The sequence below is a fragment of the Micromonospora sp. HM134 genome, assembly GCF_007833915.1.
Lineage (GTDB): Bacteria > Actinomycetota > Actinomycetes > Mycobacteriales > Micromonosporaceae > Micromonospora > Micromonospora wenchangensis.
Genome location: NZ_CP041061.1, coordinates 7,134,597 through 7,155,471, shown reverse-complemented (window position 1 = coordinate 7,155,471; position 20,875 = coordinate 7,134,597). Strand labels below are relative to the sequence as shown.

14 protein-coding genes and 1 pseudogene are annotated in these 20,875 nt (G+C 74.1%); 9 read left to right on the top strand and 6 right to left on the bottom strand.

Annotation, left to right across the window (positions count from 1 at the left end; genetic code table 11):
- Positions 1–5 precede the first annotated feature (5 nt).
- Complete coding sequence (locus FJK98_RS31190; RefSeq protein ID WP_145922206.1) at positions 6–1,511, top strand: hypothetical protein; 1,506 nt, start codon at positions 6–8, stop codon at positions 1,509–1,511.
- A gap of 127 nt (positions 1,512–1,638) precedes the next feature.
- Positions 1,639–1,833, top strand: coding sequence for a hypothetical protein (locus tag FJK98_RS31185; RefSeq protein WP_145922205.1), 195 nt, complete (start codon positions 1,639–1,641; stop codon positions 1,831–1,833).
- A 131-nt stretch (positions 1,834–1,964) separates the two neighbouring features.
- Here the strand turns inward: FJK98_RS31185 and FJK98_RS31180 are convergent.
- Positions 1,965–3,110, bottom strand: a pseudogene (locus FJK98_RS31180) (glycosyltransferase family 4 protein); the annotation flags it as partial.
- Positions 3,111–3,294: 184 nt separating this feature from the next.
- Here FJK98_RS31180 and FJK98_RS31175 point away from each other — a divergent pair.
- Positions 3,295–7,539 carry an alpha-(1->3)-arabinofuranosyltransferase gene (locus FJK98_RS31175; protein ID WP_168222582.1) on the top strand — a complete coding sequence of 1,415 codons (4,245 nt, stop codon included), beginning with the start codon at positions 3,295–3,297 and terminating at the stop codon, positions 7,537–7,539.
- On the opposite strand, the gene FJK98_RS31170 is transcribed toward FJK98_RS31175, so the two are convergent.
- The gene (locus FJK98_RS31170) at positions 7,434–8,654 is read right to left on the bottom strand and encodes an acyltransferase (protein WP_145922202.1); all 1,221 of its coding nucleotides are present in this window, start codon (positions 8,652–8,654) and stop codon (positions 7,434–7,436) included. The two genes, FJK98_RS31175 and FJK98_RS31170, sit on opposite strands and share 106 nt — an antisense overlap.
- Before the next feature lie 113 nt (positions 8,655–8,767).
- Between FJK98_RS31170 and FJK98_RS31165 the strand changes: the two genes are divergently transcribed.
- The 3 genes from FJK98_RS31165 (at position 8,768) to FJK98_RS31155 (ending at position 12,478) form a co-directional block, all read left to right on the top strand.
- The gene (locus tag FJK98_RS31165; RefSeq protein WP_145922201.1) at positions 8,768–9,928 is read left to right on the top strand and encodes a DUF3068 domain-containing protein; all 1,161 of its coding nucleotides are present in this window, start codon (positions 8,768–8,770) and stop codon (positions 9,926–9,928) included.
- A gap of 363 nt (positions 9,929–10,291) precedes the next feature.
- Positions 10,292–10,906: a DUF6230 family protein gene (locus tag FJK98_RS31160; RefSeq protein ID WP_145922200.1), complete on the top strand. Its 615-nt coding sequence runs from the start codon at positions 10,292–10,294 to the stop codon at positions 10,904–10,906.
- Positions 10,907–11,008: 102 nt separating this feature from the next.
- A complete protein-coding gene (locus FJK98_RS31155) occupies positions 11,009–12,478 on the top strand; it encodes a DUF6114 domain-containing protein (protein WP_145922199.1) in 1,470 nt (489 codons plus the stop codon).
- Between the two features lie 85 nt (positions 12,479–12,563).
- Here the strand turns inward: FJK98_RS31155 and FJK98_RS31150 are convergent, their stop codons facing one another.
- From FJK98_RS31150 to FJK98_RS31135, 4 genes are all read right to left on the bottom strand, one after another.
- Entirely contained in the window at positions 12,564–14,234 is a 1,671-nt protein-coding gene (locus tag FJK98_RS31150) for a DUF885 domain-containing protein (RefSeq protein WP_145922198.1), read from the bottom strand.
- A gap of 131 nt (positions 14,235–14,365) precedes the next feature.
- A complete protein-coding gene (locus FJK98_RS31145) occupies positions 14,366–15,442 on the bottom strand; it encodes a PHP domain-containing protein (protein WP_145922197.1) in 1,077 nt (358 codons plus the stop codon).
- A gap of 74 nt (positions 15,443–15,516) precedes the next feature.
- Positions 15,517–18,462, bottom strand: a complete 2,946-nt coding sequence (locus tag FJK98_RS31140; protein ID WP_145922196.1) for a glycosyl hydrolase — start codon at positions 18,460–18,462, stop codon at positions 15,517–15,519.
- A 160-nt stretch (positions 18,463–18,622) separates the two neighbouring features.
- Positions 18,623–19,399, bottom strand: coding sequence for a M23 family metallopeptidase (locus FJK98_RS31135; RefSeq protein WP_145922195.1), 777 nt, complete (start codon positions 19,397–19,399; stop codon positions 18,623–18,625).
- A 144-nt stretch (positions 19,400–19,543) separates the two neighbouring features.
- On the opposite strand from FJK98_RS31135, the gene FJK98_RS31130 reads away from it, so the two are divergent.
- The 3 genes from FJK98_RS31130 (at position 19,544) to FJK98_RS31125 (ending at position 20,793) form a co-directional block, all read left to right on the top strand.
- Positions 19,544–19,906 (top strand): hypothetical protein, encoded by a 363-nt coding sequence (locus FJK98_RS31130; protein WP_145922194.1) that lies wholly within the window; start codon positions 19,544–19,546, stop codon positions 19,904–19,906.
- A gap of 73 nt (positions 19,907–19,979) precedes the next feature.
- Complete coding sequence (locus tag FJK98_RS33450; RefSeq protein ID WP_168222581.1) at positions 19,980–20,147, top strand: hypothetical protein; 168 nt, start codon at positions 19,980–19,982, stop codon at positions 20,145–20,147.
- Positions 20,148–20,259: 112 nt separating this feature from the next.
- On the top strand, positions 20,260–20,793 hold the full coding sequence (locus tag FJK98_RS31125; RefSeq protein WP_145922193.1) for a tRNA adenosine deaminase-associated protein: 534 nt from the start codon (positions 20,260–20,262) through the stop codon (positions 20,791–20,793).
- Positions 20,794–20,875 lie beyond the last annotated feature (82 nt).

Below are 20,875 nucleotides of genomic sequence, written 5' to 3'. Positions count from 1 at the left end.
TGCTGGTGCTGGCCCCGCTGGCCGCGCCCGGGTACGTGCTCGGCTACGACATGGTCTTCGTGCCCCGGCAGCCGTGGCGGGCCGAACTGGTCGCGCCCGTCGACTCGCTGCCCCGGGCGGTGCCGTTGGACGCGCTGGTTTCGCTGGCCAGTCAGGCGGTGCCGGGGTGGCTGCTGCAACGGGTGGTGCTGGCCGGGGTGCTGCTGCTCGCCGCGATCGGGGCGGGTCGGCTGGTGCCGGCCCGGCGGCCGGTGGTCCGGGTCGTCGCCGCGGTCGGCTACGCCTGGACGCCGTACCTGGCGGAGCGGCTGCTGATCGGGCACTGGGGGCTGTTGCTGGCGTACGGGACGCTGCCCTGGCTGGTCGACGCCGCGATCCGGGTGCACCGGCCGGGTGGGCTGCGCCGGTTGGTGCTGGTCGCGCTGCCGGCCGTGGTCACCCCGACGGGTGGCCTGGTCGCCCTGGTCACGGTCGCCGTGCTGGTCGCCCGACGGGGTGCCGCCCGGACGACCGCGCTGGCCGTCGGGGCGTTGCTGCTGTTGAACCTGCCGTGGCTGGTGGTCGCCGGGTTCAGTGCGGCGGACGCCCGGACCGACCCGGCCGGGGTGGCCGCGTTCGCGGCGCGGGCGGAGAACTGGAGCGGGGCGGTCGGCGCGTTGGCCGGCACCGGGGGGATCTGGAACGGGCAGACCGTCCCGGCGAGCCGCGCGTCGCCGTTGACCCCGCTGGCGACGGCGGTCCTGCTGGTGCTGGCGGGGTACGGCCTGCGGGAGTTGCGCCGGCGGTGGCCGGCCGGGGCGGCGGACCGGCTCGTCGGGTTGGCGGTGGCCGGGTTCCTGGCCGCCGTGGCCGGGGTGCTGCCGGGCGGGTCGGCCGGGCTGGGGTGGCTGGTGGCGACGGTGCCCGGGGCCGGGGTGCTGCGGGACGGGCAGAAGTTCCTGATCCCGTACGCGCTGCTGCTGGTGCTGGCCGCCGCGCTGGGTGCGGAGCGGCTGGCCGACCGGGTGGCCGCCCGGGGTGCGTCCGGTGGCGCCGGTGCGGTGCTCGTCGCCGTGCTGCTGCTGCCCGTGGTGGTGTTGCCCGATCTGGCGTTCGGCGTGGCGGGTCGGCTGCGGCCGGTGGCGTACCCGGCGGACTGGGACGTGGTGGCCCGGCAATTGGACGGCCGGTCGGGGGAGGTGTTGTCGCTGCCGTTCGGGGCCTACCGGGCGTACCCGTGGAACGACGGGCGGACGGTGCTGGACCCGCTGCCCCGCTACGTGGACGCCGACGTGCTGGTGGACGACACGCTGTGGGTGGGGCCGACGGCGGTGCGGGGGGAGAATCCGCGTGCCGCCGAGGTGGGCCGGGTGCTCGCCGCCGGTGGTCCGGTCGCTGCGACCGGGGTGCGGTGGGTGGTGGTGCAGCGGACCGTCGGTGGCCCGCGGGTGGATCCGGCGACGTTGGCCGGGTTGCGCCAGGTGTACGCCGGGACGGACCTGACCCTGTACGAGAATCCGGCCGGTCGGTGACCGGGCGGTTGCCGGGTGCGTCGCCCGTCCGCCGGGCCGGTGGTTGATCGTCCGCGCGGCCCTCCCGGCGTTGGCTACTTGGTGGTAACGTCCCGCGCACGCAGCTCACGAGGAGGAAGACAGCACCATGCGCAGTGCTCTCTCGTTGGTTCTGGTCGCGGTGGCCGCGATCGCTCTGGGTGCCTTCGGCACGGTGGCGTTGGCCACCAGCCTGACCGGCACGTCGGCGGCCGAGGCGGCGAAGGCCGAGCAGGCTGCCCGCACCGAGTCCGGCGGCGGCAACGGTGGTGCCAACCAGCCGCTGGTCTACGGCACCAGGTAGGACTGCTCCACCTGCCCGACCGGTGAACCTGCCGGCACCGTCGACCCCGACCGTTCCGTCTGCTCCGACCGTTCCGCCGGTGCGTCCGCCGGCCCCGACCGCCCGACCGGCGTGCCCGCCGGACCGTTCGCGGCCCTCGTCACGAGGGCCGCGAATTTTTCGCCCGAGACCGGCCAGGTGAACCGGGCGGCGTGGGCGCGGGCCGCCGCGCCCATGGTGGCCCGGTAGTCGTCGTCGGTCAGCAGCCGGCGCACCTTGGCCACGAAGTCGTCGACGTCCTCGGCGAGCAGGCCGGTCTCGCCGTCGACCAGGGATTCCTCGACCCCACCGGCGCCCCGGAACGCGACCGTCGGGGTGCCGACCGCGCCGGCCTCGACGATGGTGAGCCCCCAGCCCTCCTTGAGCGACGGGGTGAGCGCCACCCAGGCCGAGGCGAGCAGGTGCCGCTTGTCGGCGTCGGAGACGAAACCGGTGAACCGGACCCGGTCGGTGAGGCCCAGCTCGGCGGTGGTGTGCCGCAGTTGCGCCTCCCACCAGCCCTGCCCGGCCACGGTCAGGGTCAGGCCGGGCAGTTCGTCGCCGAGCGCGGCGAGGGTGCCCAGCGCCACCTCGACCTGCTTGTGCGGGACGAGCCGGCCGAGCACCACCAGTGAGGGTTCCGCCGAGCGGGGCACCGGGCCGACGGTCATGTCCGGGGTGCCGTTGTGCACGATGTCGACCCGGGCCGGGTCGATGCCGAGGGTGGCCAGCTCGTCGCGGGTGGCGGCGGAGACGGTGACGTACCGGCAGCGGCGGTAGACCCGGGGGGCGAGCCAGGACTCCACCCACCAGCCGAACCGGGCCAGCCCGGGGCCGAGCACCACCGGCCACTGCTCCCGGTGTACGTGGTGCACCAGCGCGATGACCGGCCGGCGGGCGTAGAGGGCGGAGAGGAAGGGCAGCCCGTTGCCGACGTCGACGATCAGGTCGGGGCGGCCGCCGTGGCGGCGGCTCAGCGGGCCGAACCCGAGTGCTCCGGCCAGGTACGCCAGCGCGGCACGCAGGTAGACGGTGTGCCGGCCGCCGCGCCGCAGCACGCGTACGCCGTCCGGGGTGGTCTCCTCGCCGGGACCGGCGGGGTGGGTGGCGCAGAACAGGGTGGCCCGGTGGCCCCGGCGGACCAGTTCGCCGGCGATCCGCTCGACGTAGACCTCCGATCCGCCGCCCTCCGGGTTGCGGGTGTCCCGCCAGTTGAGGAACAGAACGTGCCTGGTGGTGGCGGCAGCGGGTGCGTCCAACACTCAACTCCTACTGCCGAGTAGTCTTCGCGGTCGCGTCACACTATGGGCTGCGTCACGCACGTCGCAATGCCCGATCGGAGGCGAGATGCAGCAGTCGCCGGGCCGTCCGGGGGCGGCCGAGAGGCCGGACGACACATCGAGGACGGTGTGGCGTGTGCGCTTGGTGGCGGTGTGTCTGGCTTTGTCGGCACTGGCGTTCCTCCAGGACCCCGGCCTGATCGCCATCGACACCAAGGTCGACCTGGCCATCGATCCGGCCGGATGGCTGACCCGGGCCCTGCACGTCTGGGACCCGGACGGCACCTTCGGGCAGTTGCAGAATCAGGCGTACGGCTACCTGTGGCCGATGGGACCGTTCTTCCTGCTCGGCAAGCTGCTCGCCGTACCGGCATGGGTGGTGCAGCGGTTGTGGTGGGCGCTGCTGCTGACGGTGGCCTGCGTCGGCGTCGTCCGGCTCGCCGAACGGCTGCACGTCGGTACCCCGTGGGCCCGGCTGCTCGCCGGTGCCGCCTTCGCGCTCTCCCCCCGGCTGCTCACCGAACTCGGCCCGATCTCGGTGGAGGCGTGGCCCAGCGCGCTCGCCCCGTGGGTGCTCGTCCCGCTGGTCGGCCTGGCCGACGGGGTGCCGCTGCGTCGGGCGGTCACCCGGTCGGCCCTGGTGGTGGCCTGCGCCGGCGGGGTCAACGCCACCGCCGTACTGGCCGTGGTGCCGCTGGCCGCGCTCTGGCTGCTCGGCCTGCACCCGTTCCGGCTCCGGGTCAGGGCACTGGCCGCCTGGGGACTCGCGGTGGGCGCGGCGACCGCCTGGTGGCTGGTGCCGCTGCTGCTGCTCGGCCGGTACAGCCCGCCGTTCCTCGACTACATCGAGACCGCGCCGGTGACCACCACCCCCACCGACGCCACCACCGTGCTGCGCGGCGCCTCGCACTGGCACGCCTACCTCACCGGCGCGTACGGGCCGCCGTGGACGGCGGGCTGGCGGCTCGCCACCGAACGTCCCCTGGTCGTCGCCACCCTGGTGGTGGCCGGGCTGGGCATCGCCGGGCTGGCCCGCCGGGGCATGCCGCACCGGCGGTTCCTGGTCACCGGCCTGCTGGTCGGGCTTGCCCTGGTCGGGCTGGGCCACCTCGGCCAGCTCGACGGGTTCGGCGCGCAGACCCAGCGCACGTTCCTCGACGCGGCCGGCGCGCCCCTGCGCAACGTGCACAAGTTCGACGTGGTGCTCCGGCTGCCGCTCATCCTCGGCCTGGCCCACCTGGTCGGGCTGGTGCTGCGGGCAGCCCGGACGGGCGACCGGCCCGACCTGGCCGCCGTGCTGCCCCGGGCGCTGCAACCGGTCCGGCTGCGCGCCGGCCTGGTCACCGGCACCGCCCTGGTCGCGGTCGCCGCGGTGGCCACGCCCGCGCTCGGTGGGGGGCTGGCCGCCCCGGGCAGCTTCGCCGGGGTGCCCGGCTACTGGCGGGAGGCGTCGGACTGGCTCGACCGGGCCGTCGGTGACGACCGGGTGCTGGTGGTGCCCGCCGCCCGGTTCCCCCGCTACCTGTGGGGCAGCCCCAGCGACGAGATCACCCAGCCGTTGTCCGACCGGCCGTGGGCGGTGCGCAGCTCGGTGCCGCTCACCCCGCCCGGCACGATCCGGCTGCTGGACACCGTCGAGTCGGCACTGGCCGACGGGCAGGGCTCCGCCGGCCTCGCCGACCTGCTCGCCCGCTCCGGGGTGAAGTACCTGCTGCTCCGCTCCGACCTCGACTACGGCCACAGCGGGGCCGTCCGGCCGGTGGTGGCCCGGCAGGCGCTGCTGCGTTCCCCCGGCATCCGGCCGGTGCGCGGGTTCGGGCCCGAGGTCGGCGGGGGCCGGTTGCCCGGCAACGTCGTCGACCGGGGACTGGACGTCGCGGTCCGGGCCCTGGAGGTGTACGAGGTCCGCCGCGACGTCGACCAGGTCGTCGCGTACGACGCCGCCGACCTGACCACGGTCGTCGGCGGCCCCGAGTCGCTGCTGCCGCTGGCGGCCGCCGGCCGGCTCTCCGCCGCGCCGACCGTGCTCGCCGGGGACCGCCCGGCCGGGCTGGACGCGTCGTCGGTGACGCTCACCGACGGGTTGCGTCGCCGGGAGGTGGCCTTCGGGCAGCAGCACGACAACGCCTCGGCCACCCTGACCGCCCGGGACCGCCCCCAGCTCGACGCCCCGGCCCGGGACTACCTGCCGGAGTGGGCCGACGGGGAGTCCACGGTGGTGCGGTACCTCGGCATCGGCGGGGTGTCCGCGTCCAGTTCGTGGGCGCAGGCACAGCCGCTGGGCGGTGGCCGCCCCGAACACCAGCCGTACGCGGCGGTCGACGGTGACCTGAGCACGTCGTGGCGGTCCGCGCCGGGGACCCGCGCGCCGGGGCAGTGGTTCGAGGTGGAACTGGACCGGCCGCAGGTCGTCCGGCAGCTGCGGATCACCTTCGACACCGGGGCCGACTCGCTGCCCACCAGGATCACCGTGACCGCCGGCCGGCAGCAGGCCACCGTGCAGACCGCCGGGCAGACCGTCGCGGTGACCCTGCCCGACGGCTACCCCACCCGGTTCGTCCGGGTCACCGTCGAGGAGGTCTTCGACGTGCGGGCCGGCTTCGGCGGGGTAGGCATCGCCGAACTCGTCATCCCCGGTGTCGAGGCCGCCCGGACCCTGGTGGTGCCGGCCCCACCGGCCACCGACCGGCCGGCCGCGATGGTGTTCGGCGCCGCCCCGGCCACCCCGGCGTGCGTCTTCGACGAGGGCCGGCCGATCTGCGCCGGGGCGATGGCCCGCGCCTCCGAGGACAGCGACCGGATCGACCGCACCGTGCGGTTGCCCGTCGGCGCGGACTACCGGGCCGGGCTGTGGGCCCGGCCCCGCCCCGGCGGGGCGCTCAACGCACTGCTCGACCCCGGTGGGGCGGCGGCGGTCACCACCGGGGTCACCCCGACCGTGGCCGCCTCGACCGTCGGCGTGTCCCACCCGGCCGCCCGTCCCGGCGCGGTGGTCGACGGGAACCCCGCGACCATCTGGTACGCCGCCGACGCCGACCGGCAACCGTGGCTGCGGTTGACCTGGCCGAAGGCGCGTACCGTCACCGGGTTGCGGATCACCCTGCCGCCCGGTGCGGCGGCGGCCCGCCCCTGGCGGGTCACCGTGCTCGGCGACGAGGGGATGCGCGGCGGGGTGCTCGACGAGGGCGGCACGCTGCTGTTCGACCGGCCGATGCGCAGCGACGACCTGACCGTGCTGATCGCCGACGTGGTGCCGGTGGCGTCGTACGACCCGTACCGGCGGGTGACGCAGGACCTGCCGGTGGGGGTGGGTGAGCTGACCGTGCTGCCGGACGGCCCGGCCACCGGAGTGGACGCCGCGAAGCGGGTGACCCTGCCCTGCGGCACCGGCCCCACCGTGACCGTGGCCGGTGGGCAACGCCGCACCGCGCTGGTCGCCAGCCGGCGGGACCTGCTGGAACTGCGCGAGGTGCCGGCCGTGCTCTGCGGTCCGGCCGCGAAGACGCCGCTGCGGCTGGCCGCCGGGGAGAACCGGGTGGTGGCGGCGGGGACCCGGCTGACCGTACCGACCCGGCTCGCCCTCACCCCGACGGGCGGTGCGTCGGCCCCGGCGGTGCCGGCCGGTGGCACCGCGGCCGGCACCGGTACGAGCGGCACGGCCGGCACCGGGGCCGGCGACGCGACCGCTGGACCGAGGCAACCCGGGGCGACCCGGACGGTGCTGCGGGTCGACGAGTGGACGGCCACCCGCCGGGTGCTGCGCCTGGAGAGCTATCCCGGCCCGCGGGTGCTGGCGCTGCGGGAGAACGCCAACGCCGGCTGGGTGGCCACCGCCGGCGGCCGGACGCTCACCCCGTTCGTGGTGGACGGCTGGCAGCAGGGCTGGCTCGTCCCGGCCGACGTGGCCGGTGCGGTGACGCTACGGTTCGCCCCCGACCGGGGGTACGTGCTGGCGCTCGGGGCCGGTGCGGTGCTGCTGGCCGGGGTCGCCCTGCTGGCGGTGCTGCCGCCGCGGCGTACCCCGGGGGCGGTGGTGGTGCGACGGCGGCGCGGACGGGTGCTCGCCGCGCTCGTCGGCGGCGGGGCGTTGCTGCTGTTCGGCGGGCCGGCGGCGGTCGGGGTGGCGCTGGCGGTGGTGGCCGTGGTGCTGGCCGGGCGGGCGTTGGAACCGCATCTGCACCCGCCGGACCGGCGGGGCATGCACCGGCTGCGCCGGGCCACCGTGCGCTGGCTGCCGGTGGCGTGTTTCGTGGTGGCCGGCTGGTGGGCGGCGACCCGGGGTGGGCACACCGCCTGGCCGCCTCAGCTGGCCGCGGTCGCCACCGCCACCCTGCTCTGGCTGTCGTTGGTGCTGCGTCGACGCGGCCACCGGCCACCCCAGCGTTGGAAGGGGCGTTCGACCGCGTAGTAGCTGACCGCCGCGAGGACCAGCCCACCGGCCACGGTGAGGGTGAACGTGCCGAGCGGGTCACCGGTGAACTCCGGCCGGCCGTCGAGCAGGTAGATCCCCTCCAGCACGAACGGGTGCCAGAGGAACAGCCCGTACGACACCCGGCCCAGCCACCGGCCGACGATGCTGTCGAAGACGCCCTTGGTGCGGGTCTGCGGCCCGAACGCCACCGGCACGATCAGCAGCACCGCGACGACCAGGTAGAGCACCAGCTTGGTGGCGAACTGGCCGGCGGTCGGCTCGGCCAGGTCCCGGGGGCCGGTGACCGGGGTGGTGGCGACGGCCAGCGCGCCCAGGGCGATCGCCCAGCAGGCCAGCGGGGCCCGGCCGAGGTCGTCCAGCCAGCGCCAGCGCCCGCCCCGCCCGGTGCGCAGCGCGACGTGCGCGCCGGCCAGGGCCATCCCGGCCCCGAACCAGCCGGCGTACGAGGGCAGCCACATGGTGTGCAGGCCGAGGCTGAGCACGCCCGACCCCATCAACGCCACCCAGCCCCCGGTCACCACCGTCGCGGCCAGCGCGATCCGCAGCACCCCGTCCGGGTGGGCCGACGTCGGTGTGGTCGGTGCCGCCCGCCGCCGGCCGAGCAGGAGGACCGCCAGCACCGGCAGCAGCAGGTAGAACGTGACCTCGGTGGCCAGGCTCCAGGTCTGGCTGAGCCCGTGCCGCAGCTGCCCGTGCTGGTAGATCTGGGTCAGGGTGAGGTGCCGCAGCCAGTCACCTGTCGACGCCGGCCGGTTCTGCGGCAGCACCAGCAGGCAGACCACCACCGCCACCCAGTAGGCGGGCAGGATGCGGGTGGCCCGCCGCCACAGGTACCGGCCGGTGCCCGGGGGTAGCTGACCCGTCGCCCGGGCGTGCGCGTACGGCCGGAACAGCAGGAAACCGGAGAGGACGAAGAAGACGGCGACCCCCACGTCCAGCCGGGACAGCCAGGCCCCGACGGCGGCGTCGCCGGTGTTGCGCCCGGTGGCGAAACCGACGTGGTGCCCCACCACGGCGAGCGCCCCGATCACCCGGACGGCGTCGAGGGCGGGCAGCCGCCGCAGGACCTGATCGGGAATCGGGGCAGACATCAACCGTCCAGAGGGTCGCGGGGCTATGTGACTCGGGAGTAACGTGCGGCCAAGTTTTACATCCTCGATCTTCCGCCGGTAACCGGCTGACCGTCTTTGTTAGGGGAGGACCAGTGAAGACTCGCCTGGGTGCCGCGTTGTTCGGCATCGGCGTGCTGTCGCTCGCGGTCGCCGCGGGAACGGCGTACTACGTGGCGCCGTCGGTGACGAAGCTGCCGTACGACCTGACGTTCTGCAACGCGGACGGCAAGCCGGACGGCTGCCTGCGGGCGAGCGTCGCGGTCGCCGACAACGCCACCTACATGCAGGTGCTCGACGGGAAGCCGACGATCCAGACCGGGCAGCTCAAGGCCACCACCGAGGTGGTGCCGCAGGCGGCGACGACCGAGAAGGAGATGACCGGCGACCTCAAGGGCGAGGCGGTCGTCTGGGACGTCTACGGCACCGTCGTGCGGACCGACAACGGCTCCGACGTCAGCAAGTACGCGGCCGAGTTCGCCCTGGACCGGGTCAGTGCCGCCGCCCGGGACTGGGACAAGCAGTACCTGGACACCGACGGCCCGAGCGGCACCGACGACTCGGTGACCTTCGCCGGGCAGACCTACAAGTTCCCGTTCCGCGCCGAGCGGCGGGACTACACCTTCTTCGACCGGGACCTGCGCCGGGGGCTGCCGATCGCGTTCGACGGCACCGAGCAGGTCGACGGCACCGAGGCGTACCGGTACGTGCAGCAGATCCCGGAGACCGACCTGGTCACCCCGGCGGGTTCGCTGACCGCGTTGGCCGGTGCGCTGGCTCCGGGGGCGACCACCGGCAAGGTCACCTACAGCAACACCCGGACGATCTGGATCGAGCCGGTCAGCGGCAACTTCGTCAAGGTGCGTGAGCAGCAGCGGAAGAACTTCGTGCCGAACCAGGGCAGCCCGGTGACCCTGCTGGACGCGGACTTCGTCTACGACGAGGCGACCATCGCCAACAGCGTGAAGTCGGCGGGCGCGACCCGGGACAAGCTCCAGTTGATCGGCCGTACCCTGCCGGTCGGGCTGGCCGTCTTCGGTGGCCTGGTGCTGCTGCTGGGGCTCTGGCTGGTCGTCGCCGGGCGGCGTGCCGTGCCGGCCGGCGGCCCGGGGGCGGCCGGTGCGGCTGCGGCGGCCGACGTCCCGACCCGTGAGGGGAGGGCCGAGCCGGCGACCGTCGGGCGGTCGGGTGGCCCGCTGACCGACGAGATCCCGCCCGCGTCGACGAACTGGCGGGGCGAGTCCGGCTCGCGCTGACCACGTACGTCGGCACACCAGGGCGGGTCGGGTCTCCCGGCCCGCCCTCCGCGTCCGCCCGGTGACCGTCCGCGTCCGTTACGAAATCGTAACCCGTCGATGGTTTGTCAGCTCAGCGTGAGGGGTGGCGCCGGATTTGACGCTATCTATCCGGTCGGCGGCGGGAGGTCGGTTGTACCCAGCGTGAGTGCGGCGACCGCTCCCGGCGATCGACGGTTACCGGTCGGTAGGTGGGGTCTTGTGAGCCACGCCTCAGCGGGTGCACCATCAGGCGCACATTCGTTACCCGTCGGTAACAGATCTTCCGGCCCGGTCGGCGGCCCGACCGGCTCCCACGACCGGCACCAGCCTGAGGAGGAATCCGTGCAGAATCGGACCGACGAGCCGGGGCGTACCCGGTGGCGGCGCTTCGCCGCGATGATGGTGCCCACGACGGCCGCCGTGGGCGCCATCCTGTTCGGCATGCAGAGCGGGGCCATCGCCTCCGACATCACCGTCTCCGGGCAGACCTTCAAGATCGGTGCCGAACGCCTGGAGGGCGACGGCTTCACCCAGTACGGCGGCATCGTCAAGGAGAAGAACGGCAAGGTCCACCCGGTCGCCCTCTCCGAGATCAGCAGCGCCCAGCTCTACAAGCTCTGCCAGTCCGTCCGCGCCGACCTGCCCGGCCTGCCGGTGGTGCTGACCATCAACGCCGGTGACGACAAGCCGGCCACCGCCAAGAACATGATGATCGCGATGGACAGCCTGGGCGGCAACGCCACCTTCACCAACATCCGCATCGGCCGGGACGCCACCGACCTCAACGCGTCGGCACAGGCAGGCTCGTTCGGCCAGGACGCCCAGCACGTCACCATCACCGACCTGCGGCAGGTGTCCCGCTACACCACGGCGGCCACCTTCAACCTGACCGGCCTGCGGCTCAAGGTGAACGTCGGCGACGCCGCCAAGGGCAAGGAGTGCTTCGCGGACGAGTGAGCCGTACCCGACGACGCCGGGACGGGCCCCTCGCGTCACCCCCGCCGGACAGCAGGGGCCCGGCCCGCCCCACCCCGAACCCCATCCGCCCAGGAGGAGCACGTGACAAGCGCGCAACCGCCGTACGCCCCGGCCGGCCCCGGTCGCGGGTGGCGGAGCTTCCGCCGGTGGCGACGGAGCCGGCCGTTCTGGGGCGGCCTGCTCACCGTGCTCGCCGGGGTGGAGATGTTCGCCTCCACCAGGATGACCCTCAACGGGCTGAGCTTCTCCTCCGGCGCGACCGGGCTCTACTCGCTGCTCATCCCGATCATCCTGGTCACCTGCGGGCTGCTGCTCTGGTTCAGCCCCGGCCAGCGGCTGTTCTACTCGGTCGTCGCGGCGGTCACCACGGTCTACTCGCTGATGGGCCTCAACCTCGGCGGTTTCTTCCTCGGTCTGCTGCTCGGCCTCGTCGGCAGCGCCCTCGGCTTCGCCTGGACCCCGATCCGCCCCGCCCCACCGCCCGCCACCGACCCCGACGCGCCGACCGCCGCCGGACCCCACCCGGACGCCGACCCCGGAGCCGACGACGGGTTCGACGCCGACGGCCGGCTCGGCTTCTTCGGCGGCTCCGGGGTGGACACCGCCGCGCCGCGTGACCCGGCGGAGGACCCGGCCGGCGGGCGGGACCCGCGCCACCTCGGGGTGGCGCTGCTGGTCCTCGGCCTCGCCGCCGGCGCACTGGTGGCCGCCGCGCCGAAGCCGGTACGGGCCGCCGCGCCGAGGCCGGCACCGACCGCCTGCCCACGGCCGGTCCCCACCGGGACCGCCGCCCCGCGCCCCTCGGCCACCCGGACCGCGACCCCGACGGTCACCCCCGGCACGGCCGGCCCGTCCCCGTCCCCGTCGCCGGACGGCAACCTGCTCACCGACCTCCTGCACGGCCTCGGTGACCTGTTCACCGGCGGTGGGAAGACCGATCCGACCGCCACCCCGTCGGCGGGCCGCACCCCGTCGCCGGGAGCCGGGGCGACCCCGGAGGCCACCCCCACCACCCGACCGAAGCCCACCGCCACCCGCCCCGCGAGCCGCTGCACCCCCGCGAAGCCCACCCGCCCCGGCACCGTACGGCCGGGACGGCCGTTGCCGAGGATCGCCGCCGAGCCGGGGCAGCCGAGGGTGGCCCGGCAGCCGTCCAAGCTGACCGGAACCCGGGTCACCATGACCGGGCTGCGGTTCGAGGGCATCGTCGACCTGCCCACCTCAGACGGCACGCTCAAGGCGTTGAAGTTCAGCATGAGCCGGGCCGTCACCGCCGACTTCAGCCTGGTCGCGGACGGTCCGGCGGGCCGCCACCAGCGGTACGTCACCGACGAGCTGACGGTGCAGGGCGATGTCGCGTTCTACGCCACCCGGTTCGTCGGCAAGCTGCTCGGCATCACGGTCACGCTGACCCCCGACCTGCCGTTCCCCGACGGCATCCCGATCACCTCGCCGATCCCGATCACCTTCACCGACCCGGCGATCGACCTGGCGTTCGTCGACTCCGACACGCTGACCGCCCGACCGGCACTGGCGTTGAGCCTCTCCTGACCCTGCTCCCACCCCCACGGTGCGTCGGGGGCGGGCATCCGCCCGCCCCCGACCACCCGTCGCACCCGCCGGCCGGCGGTACGGTTCAGAGCCGGGCCAGGGCCCGGCGCAGCGGGTCGAGCCCCAGCGCACCCAGGTCGAGCGCCTGCCGGTGGAACTCCTTCAGGTCGAAGTCGGCGCCCTTGCGGGCCATCGCCTCCTCCCGGGCCTGGAGCCAGATCCGCTCGCCCACCTTGTACGACGGCGCCTGCCCCGGCCAGCCCAGGTAGCGGTTCAGCTCGAAGCGCAGGTTCTCGTCCGGCACCCGGCAGTGCGCCCGCATGAACTCCCAGCCCAGCTCCGGCGTCCACCGCTCACCCGGGTGGAACCCGAACGGGTTGTCCCGGGGGATCTCCAGCTCCAGGTGCATGCCGATGTCGACGATCACCCGGGCCGCCCGGAACGCCTGCCCGTCGAGCATGCCGAGCTTGTCGCCCGGGTCCTCCAGGTAGCCCAGCTCGTCCATCAGCCGCTCGGAGTAGAGCGCCCAGCCCTCGCCGTGGCCGGAGACCCAGCACAGCAGCCGCTGCCACCGGTTGAGCAGCTCCGCCCGGACGGCGGTCTGCGCGACCTGGAGGTGGTGGCCGGGGACCCCCTCGTGGTAGACCGTGGTCACCTCGCGCCAGGTGGAGAAGTCGGTGACGCCCTGGGGCACCGCCCACCACATCCGCCCGGGGCGGGAGAAGTCCTCGCTCGGCCCGGTGTAGTAGATCGCCCCGTCGCTGGTCGGGGCGAGGCAGCACTCGATCCGCCGGACCTGCTCGGGGATGTCGAAGTGGGCGCCGTGCAGTTCGCTGATCGCCTTGTCGGCCAGCGCCTGCATCCAGTCCCGGAACGCCTCCTTGCCCTGGATGGTGCGGGCCGGGTCGGCGTCCAGCACGGCCACCGCCTCGTCGATGGTGGCACCCGGGCCGGCGATCCGGCCCGACACCATCCGCATCTCGGCCTCCAACCGGGCCAGCTCCGCGAAACCCCAGGCGTACGTCTCGTCCAGGTCGACCTTCGCGCCGAGGAAGTACTGCGAGGCCAGCTCGTACCGTTCCCGGCCGGCGGCCTGCTTGTCCCGCCCCCGTGGGACCAGTTCGGTACGCAGGAACTGGCCGAACTCGGCGGTCGCCGCCGTCGCCGCCGCCGCGCCCCGGCGTAGTTCGGCGCCGAGCGTGCCGTCGGTGTCCAGCCGCTGCACCAGCCCGTGGAAGAAGTTGTCGCCGTGCGGGTCCGTCCAGACGTCGCACTGCTTGGCCACCTCGGTCAGCTGCACCTTGGAGCTGATCCGGCCGGCGGCGGCGGCCTCGCGCAGCGTGGTCTTGTAGCCCTCCAACGTGGCGGCGAAGCGGTTGAGCCGGGCGGCGACGGCGGCCCGGCCCTGCTCACCCTCGGTGGGCATCAGGTCGAAGACCATCCGGATCTCGTGCAGCCCGCTGGCGATGACGTTCACCTCGCTGGTGATCTCGCCCGCGTCGTGCCGGGCCAGCTCCAGTCCCAGGCGCTCCTGCATCGCCTCCTTGGCGGTCCGCTCCGCCTCGGATTCCGGCTCGGTCACGTCCAGGTCGGTGAGGGTGCGCCGGGTCAGTTCGGCCCGTGCCTCGTAACCGGCGGGCGAGAGGTCGTCGAGCTGGTCGTCGTAGCCGGCGATGCCGACGTAGGTGGCGCCGGTCGGGCTCAGTTGCGCCCAGTCGGCCACGTACCGGTTCGCGAGGTCATCGATTCGTCCCACGCTGCGACCCTACGTGACCGTCGGGGCCGGTTGTCGAGTGTGTTTGCCGAGCCGGGGTGATCGACCCGTCGGGGCCGTGGTTGCGGCATCCGTGGTGCTGCGACACCGCAACGCCGACCCCCAGGAGTGGATCATCCGCCGGCGCGGGCGCGGGTCCAGTCGAGCAGGCGGTCGGCCGACCAGGTGTTGACCACCCGGTCGGCGGGGACGCCGCACAGGGCGGCCCGGACGCAACCGAACCGCTGCCAGTCGAGCTGCCCGGGAGCGTGCGCGTCGGTGTCGATGGCGAACCGGCAGCCGGCCTCCAGGGCGCGGCGGATCAGCCGCTTCGGCGGGTCCTGCCGCTCCGGCCGGGAGTTGATCTCCACGGCCACGTCGTGTTCGGCGCAGGCGGCGAAGACCGCGTCCGCGTCGAAGTCGCTCTCGGCGCGGGTCCGCGCCCGGTGCCCCCGGTCACCCGGGCCGGTCACCCCGGCCGGCCGGGACGACACCATCCGCCCGGTGCAGTGGCCGAGGATGTCCAGGTGCGGGTTGGTGATCGCGGTGAGCATCCGGCGGGTCATCCGGGCCCGCTCGTCGTTCAACCCGCTGTGCACCGAGCCGACCACCACGTCGAGCCGGGCCAGCAGTTCCTCGTCCTGGTCGAGGGTGCCGTCGGCGAGGATGTCCACCTCGATCCCGGTGAGGATGCGGAAGCCCTCGGGCAGCGCCGCGTTCACCGCCGCCACGTGGTCGAGTTGCCGGCGCAGCCGGTCCGCGGTGAGCCCCCGGGCCACCTTCAGCCGGGGCGAGTGGTCGGTCAGCACCACGTACTCGTGACCGAGTTCGACCGCGGCGAGCGCCATCTCCTCGATCGGTGACCCGCCGTCGGACCAGTCCGAGTGGGTGTGGCAGTCGCCGCGCAGCGCGGCCCGCAGCGCGCCGGCCGCCCCGTCGAGGTCGACGCCCTCGGTGGCGACCAGCCGGCGCAGGTAGACCGGTTCCTCGCCGGCCAGCGACTCGGCGACGCAGCGGGCGGTGACGTCACCGACGCCGGGCAGGTCGGTGAGCGTGCCGGCCCGTACCCGCTCGGTCAGTTCCGCCGCCGGCAGCGCGGCCAGGGCGGTCGCCGCGCTGCGGAACGCGCGTACCCGGTAGGTGGCCTCGTTGGCCCGCTCCAGCAGGAACGCGATCCGGCGCAGGTCGGCGACGGGGTCTCTGGCGCTCATGGATGGCAACCTACGCGCCCGCGCCGCCGGTCGGGGGACGACCGGCGGCGCGGGGTGTACGCGGGGGAGGCGGATCAGGAGTACGGCAGCTTCACCACCGACTGGTTGCCGGTGCCGAGGGTGGACGGGTTGACGCCGATCGCCGACCAGACCTCCACCCTGACCGTGCCGCCGGAGAGGTTGCCCAGCGTGCCGGTGGCCGAGTGCAGGCCGGCGTTCTGCGTGTAGTGCTCGTAACCGGGCACCGGGTCGGTGGCGAAGTACCGGTACGTCTCCACCCGGTCGAAGGTGCCGTCCCCGGTCAGGTCGTAGGAGACCCGGGCCTGCACCCCGTTGCCGACCGACTGGCCGGCGTCGAGGAACAGGTCGAACCCGGTCTGGCCCCCGGTGTAGGCGAGGTTGAGCCGGGTCGCGGTGAACACCACCGGGTTGCTGGGGGTGCCGTCGTGGTTCGCGCCCCCGGAGCCGGCGATGGTGGTCGTCGCCGCGCTGCCGGCGGAACCGAGCCCGCCACCGGGCAGCAGGAACCGGGTCGGCGAGCCGGCCGGCGGGGTGGTCGGCGGCGGGGTCGGGCTGGTCGGGGTCGGCGACGGCCCGGTCGGCGTCGGGGTCGGGGTGGGCGACGTCGTCGGGGAGGTGGTCGGCGTCGGGCTCGGGTTGGTGCCGCCCGCCGCGTTGCCGCCGCTCCAGGTGTACGCCCCGGTGGTGGCGGTCTTCCCGGCGGCCACGGTGAGACCGGTCCCGTCGGAGAAGCGCACGGTCAGCGGCGCGGCGGTGATGTTGCTGGCCACGTAGGTGCGTGCGCCGTTGCGGTTGAACACGGCGGCCAGCGGGTGGTTGGCGGTGACGGTGGTGTCGACCTGGCCGAGCGCGGCGAGGTTGCGGACCCAGTGGAAGGTGTGTGCCCGGCTCTCGCCCTCCTCCGGGGTGTAGCCGGGGTTGGCCCGCAGCTTGGCCAGCGCCGCGTCCGGGTCACCGAGGGCGAGGAACTGCCAGAGGATGTCCTGCCACACGGTGGGTTCGCCGCCGTTGTTGCGGACCAGTTCGGCGTAGTTCGCCTTGTTGTAGGCCGGGCGGTAGCCGAGGTAGAGGTGGCCGCCGGTGACGGGGAGCATGTTGATGCCCTGGATCATCTCCGGTTCGGCGCTGAACCAGGTCGCGTACGCCCCGCCGTCGCCCCAGACCATGCCGACGGTCGAGTGCCCGAACGCCGCCGGGTAGTTCTCGTCGTCGACGTCGAACCAGTATTCCTGGATGGCGGCGGCCTGGGTGGTGTAGATGAACACGCCCGCGTCCCGCACGGCGGTGTTGCCGGTGGCCTGACCCCACTGGATCAGCGCGTTGGCGAAGTTCATCCCCTCCGACGAGGACTCCTGGTTGTTGCCGGCGTTGAACGAGCCGTGCCCGGAGGCCCAGTCGTGCCCGGCGTAGATGTCGAAGTCCCGCAGGTAGGGGAAGCGGGTGTCGGACCGCTGGTAGTTGTTGGCGTCCCGGATGAGCAGGTCGACCATGCCGCCGTACTGGCTCTGTGCGGCCCACGCCGGGTCGAACTTGGCCAGCGTCGCCGCCGCCGCGATGAAGTACCCGTAGTGGAAGTGGTGGTCGTTGAGTTCCTGGTCGGACCCGTACGACGCCGGGTAGCCGATCAGGGTGCCCCAGTTGCGGTCGTAGTAGAAGACCTTCGCGGTCTTGCCCGGGGTGGCGGTGAACCAGTCGGTCAGGGTGCCGCGGATCGCGGCCAGCGCGGCGTTGCGGGTCTCGGTGTCACCGACCTGGTCGGCGATCTCGGCGATCCGGGCGGCCCGGCCGAGGCCCTTGCCGGTCCAGTAGGTGTCGCCGCCGCGCTGGTCCATCGGGTTGCCCCGGACGGCGGCGAGCTGCTCCTTGAGCTGGGCCAGGTCGGAGCCGGAGCCGGTGGCCACGGCGGGCACCTCGGGCAGGACCCCGTGGAACTTCATGGCGGTGCGGAAGGAGGCCACCCCGGTCAGCACCTTCATCCGGCCGCGCGCCGACGGGTAGGTCTGGGTGAGCGGGGTGCTGCCGGTGAGCGCCTTCCACTGGTGCGGGTAGAGGCTCACCACGGTCTGCGTGGCGGTGCCCTCCCGGGCGGTGGTGGTGAACGAGTACGTGGTGTTCACGGTGCTGGTCGCCGGGTCGTAGGTGTAGCCGACCCGGGTGCCGGTGACGTGCGCGTGGGCGTACCGGCCGTAGCTCGTGGCGAGCGAGGCGCGGGCGGTGGCGTCGGCGGTGGGCGGCAGCAGGGCGATCGAGAAGTAGCCCTTGCCGGCCAGGGTGGAGGTGATCCGGCCGTTGGTGACGGTCCAGGTCGCGCCGGTCGGGGCGTACCCGACGTAGTCGTGGCCCCGGACGGTGAAGCCGATGGTGCCGCCGCTGTTGGACCAGACGGTGGCCGCGCCGCCGGTCGGGTTGATCTGGGCGTCGCCGCCGCTGGCCTGGAAGTAGGCGAACGGCAGCCCGTGGCCGATGGTGGCGCGCAGGGTCCGCGCCCCGTCACTCCAGTACGGGGTGACCGTCCAGTCGGACCAGTCGTCGACCTTGACCACCGGTACGCCGAGCGCGGCCACGCCGACCCGGATGTCCTCGGTGTACGTGTACTTGAACTCGCCCACCCCGGTCGAGGTGCCGGTGACGGTGGCGGCCGACGGCGCCGAGAAGCCGAGCCCGTCGGTGAACGTCTGGTAGGACACCGGGTGGGCGTGCAGCGGCTCGCTGTAGGAGCAGTTCGTCTTCTTCCACAGCAGGGACGACCACCAGTCGTTGGTGGGGACCGGCCCGGCGGGGGCGTTCGCGGTGGCGTACTGGCGGGGGTTGGTGGACAGGTCGCCGCAGCCGCTGGGTAGCGGGCCGACCGGGTCGGTGGTGTAGCTGCCGGCACCGACGGTGGCCGCCTCGGCGGGGGCGTCGGCGGTGGTGAGGGTGAGGCCGCCGACGAGGACGGTCAGGGCGGTGGTGGCGGCGAGCACCCAGGGGGCGCGGCGGCGGGGGACGGGAGGTGTCATCGTGCCTCCTCCGCGCGGGGCGGGTGGGCCAACTGCGCGCGGTTCGTCGGAATTCGAGGGTTTCATGGGTCGAGAGAGCGCTCTCTCTGCCCCGGACGTTAACCGACGGGTAATACCTACGTCAATGCGTACGGCCGATGACGCCGCCGCCGACCCCCGGTCAGCCTGCGCCGGAGGAGCCGCGCGGCGCGCGCGGGCAGCCGTGCTCACGCTCCCAGGCGGTCACCGCCGCCACCGGCGACCGGTTGCCCTTCTTCCGCCACGAGTCCAGGTACTTCGCCGGCCACACCACGCCCCGCCGGATCCACCAGTCGTCGTGCCCGGTGCACTTCGGCGACAACCCGAAGTGCAGGTGACAGACGTTGTTCGCGTTCCCCGTCCGGCCCACCTCGCCGAGCCGCTGCCCGGAGCGCACCCGGACCCCGGCCTCGATCCCCGGGTCGACCACGCTCAGGTGCGACCCGTAGTACCGCACCCCGTCGTCGCCCAGCAACGACACCGACAGGCCACCGTTGTACGGCCCCAACGGCCCGCTCTTGCGGAACCGGTCCACCCGGCTCACCTCAAGGACCGCCCCGTCGGTGACCGCCACCACCGGCTCACCGCAGTCGGCGAAGATGTCGGTGCCCGGGTACCCCGAGTGCGTCGGGTGGTAGGCGACGTTGCCCGCCCGTACCGGGAAGACCCGGCGCAGCGCCGCCGCATCCGGCGTGGCCGACGGCGACGCGGTCGCGGTCGGCCCGGCGGTGCCCGAGGGGGTGCCCGCCGGGACCGTCGGGGTCGCCGGCTGGTCGCCCGTCGCCACCGCCGACGGGCCGTCCCAGACCGGACCCGCGACCGGCTCGTCCGTCCCGCACCCGGCCAGCACCGCCGCCACGAGCAGCAGGACGGGGTACGCCGGACGGGTGCGCCGTGGGTCGGGCCGCAGCAGGGACATTCGGACATCCTGACAGACGGCTACCGTGGAGGTCGCACCGACAGCGGCACCCGGCCGACGACGGCTCCCCGCAACGGCCCGGCTGACCGTTACCGGCCGGCAGCGGTGCGACGGGTTCCGTCCGGCCGGAGGGGAGCAGTGACCATGACGAACCACCAGCCCGGACGCGTCCCGTACGCCGCCTCGGGGCTCTTTCCCGCCGGCCCGCCCCGCCGGCCGACGTGGCGGGAACCACACCCCGTCACCGGCGCGGCGGTGGCCTCCGGCGGCGCCCTCGCCGCCGCCTGGCTGGTGCTCTTCGGCCTGCTCGGCCACGACGTCGGAAGCTACGCCTGGTGGACGGTGATCGCCGGCGCGCTCGCCTGGCTCGCCGCGTTCGCCCTGGTCCGCTACGGCGACCGGGGGGCCGGCACGGGTGTGGCCATCGTCACCGCCGGTGGCTGGAGCATCGCGTTCGCGATCGTCGTGGTGCGGTGGGCGGTCAGCGCGGACTGGCCGATGTGGTGACCCAGCGTCGTCGCGCGGCTTCGTTTGCCGCACCATCTTGACGTACCCGCTGTGACTGGGGACGCTCTTCGGTATGGCCTGGAACACCCCGCGGCTCGACTCCGAGCGGAGCCGCCGCCGCCTCCAGATTCTCGCCGAGCTGGCGGGAGCCCGCGCGGTACGCCAGCGGGAACGGCCGCAGCGGGAACGCACCGAGCGGCTGCGCCAGCTCATCGCGACCCGCCGCCGCGTCGCCGGCTGACGAACTTTCCCCGGATTGCCGGCCCTTCGGGGCGTTGAGCGGTCGGCTGCCGACCCGACCGGTTAACGTGCACGCGTAACGAGTCGGCTGTGCCGAGGTCTTTGGGGGAACCATGTCGTACTTCGCTGCCGCCGTGGTGCGCGACGAGGGCGGCTGGAACGCCGCCGAGGTGAACCTGCGCGGGGCCACCGACATCGACGAGGTCGCCGACCGGCTGCGCGACGTCGAACCCGACGCCGACGTGTCGCTGCTCTTCGTCGAGGCCGACGACGCGTACCTGGTGGTGCTGCGCCTCGACGAGGGGGAGGACCTGCGGGTCTTCGGCTCCGACTCGGCCTACGCCGAGGAGTCCCGGCTCGGCGCGCTGCTCGTCGGCGACCTCAAGACGTCGGTCACCGGCCTCGACGACGTCGACGAACCGCCGTCGGCCACCGCCGGTGGTGGCGACGAGGAGAGCGAGCAGCCGGTCGTCGACCCGGAAGCCGACCCGGTGGGCGACGCCGACATCCTCGCCGACCTGGGCATCTCCGCCCAACGCCTGCTCAAGCTCTGCGCCCACGAGGGCATGCTCCCCGCCGACGTGACCGCCGAGGTGTGCCAGGTGCTCGGCTGCGCCGACGAGGTCGAGGAGCTGCGTGAGGTCTGACCCTCCATACCCCGACGACGCCACCGCAGGGTCGTCCGGGGCCGGAGGTGGCCCGGCGTGGCCGGGTGCGGCCGGGCCGGTC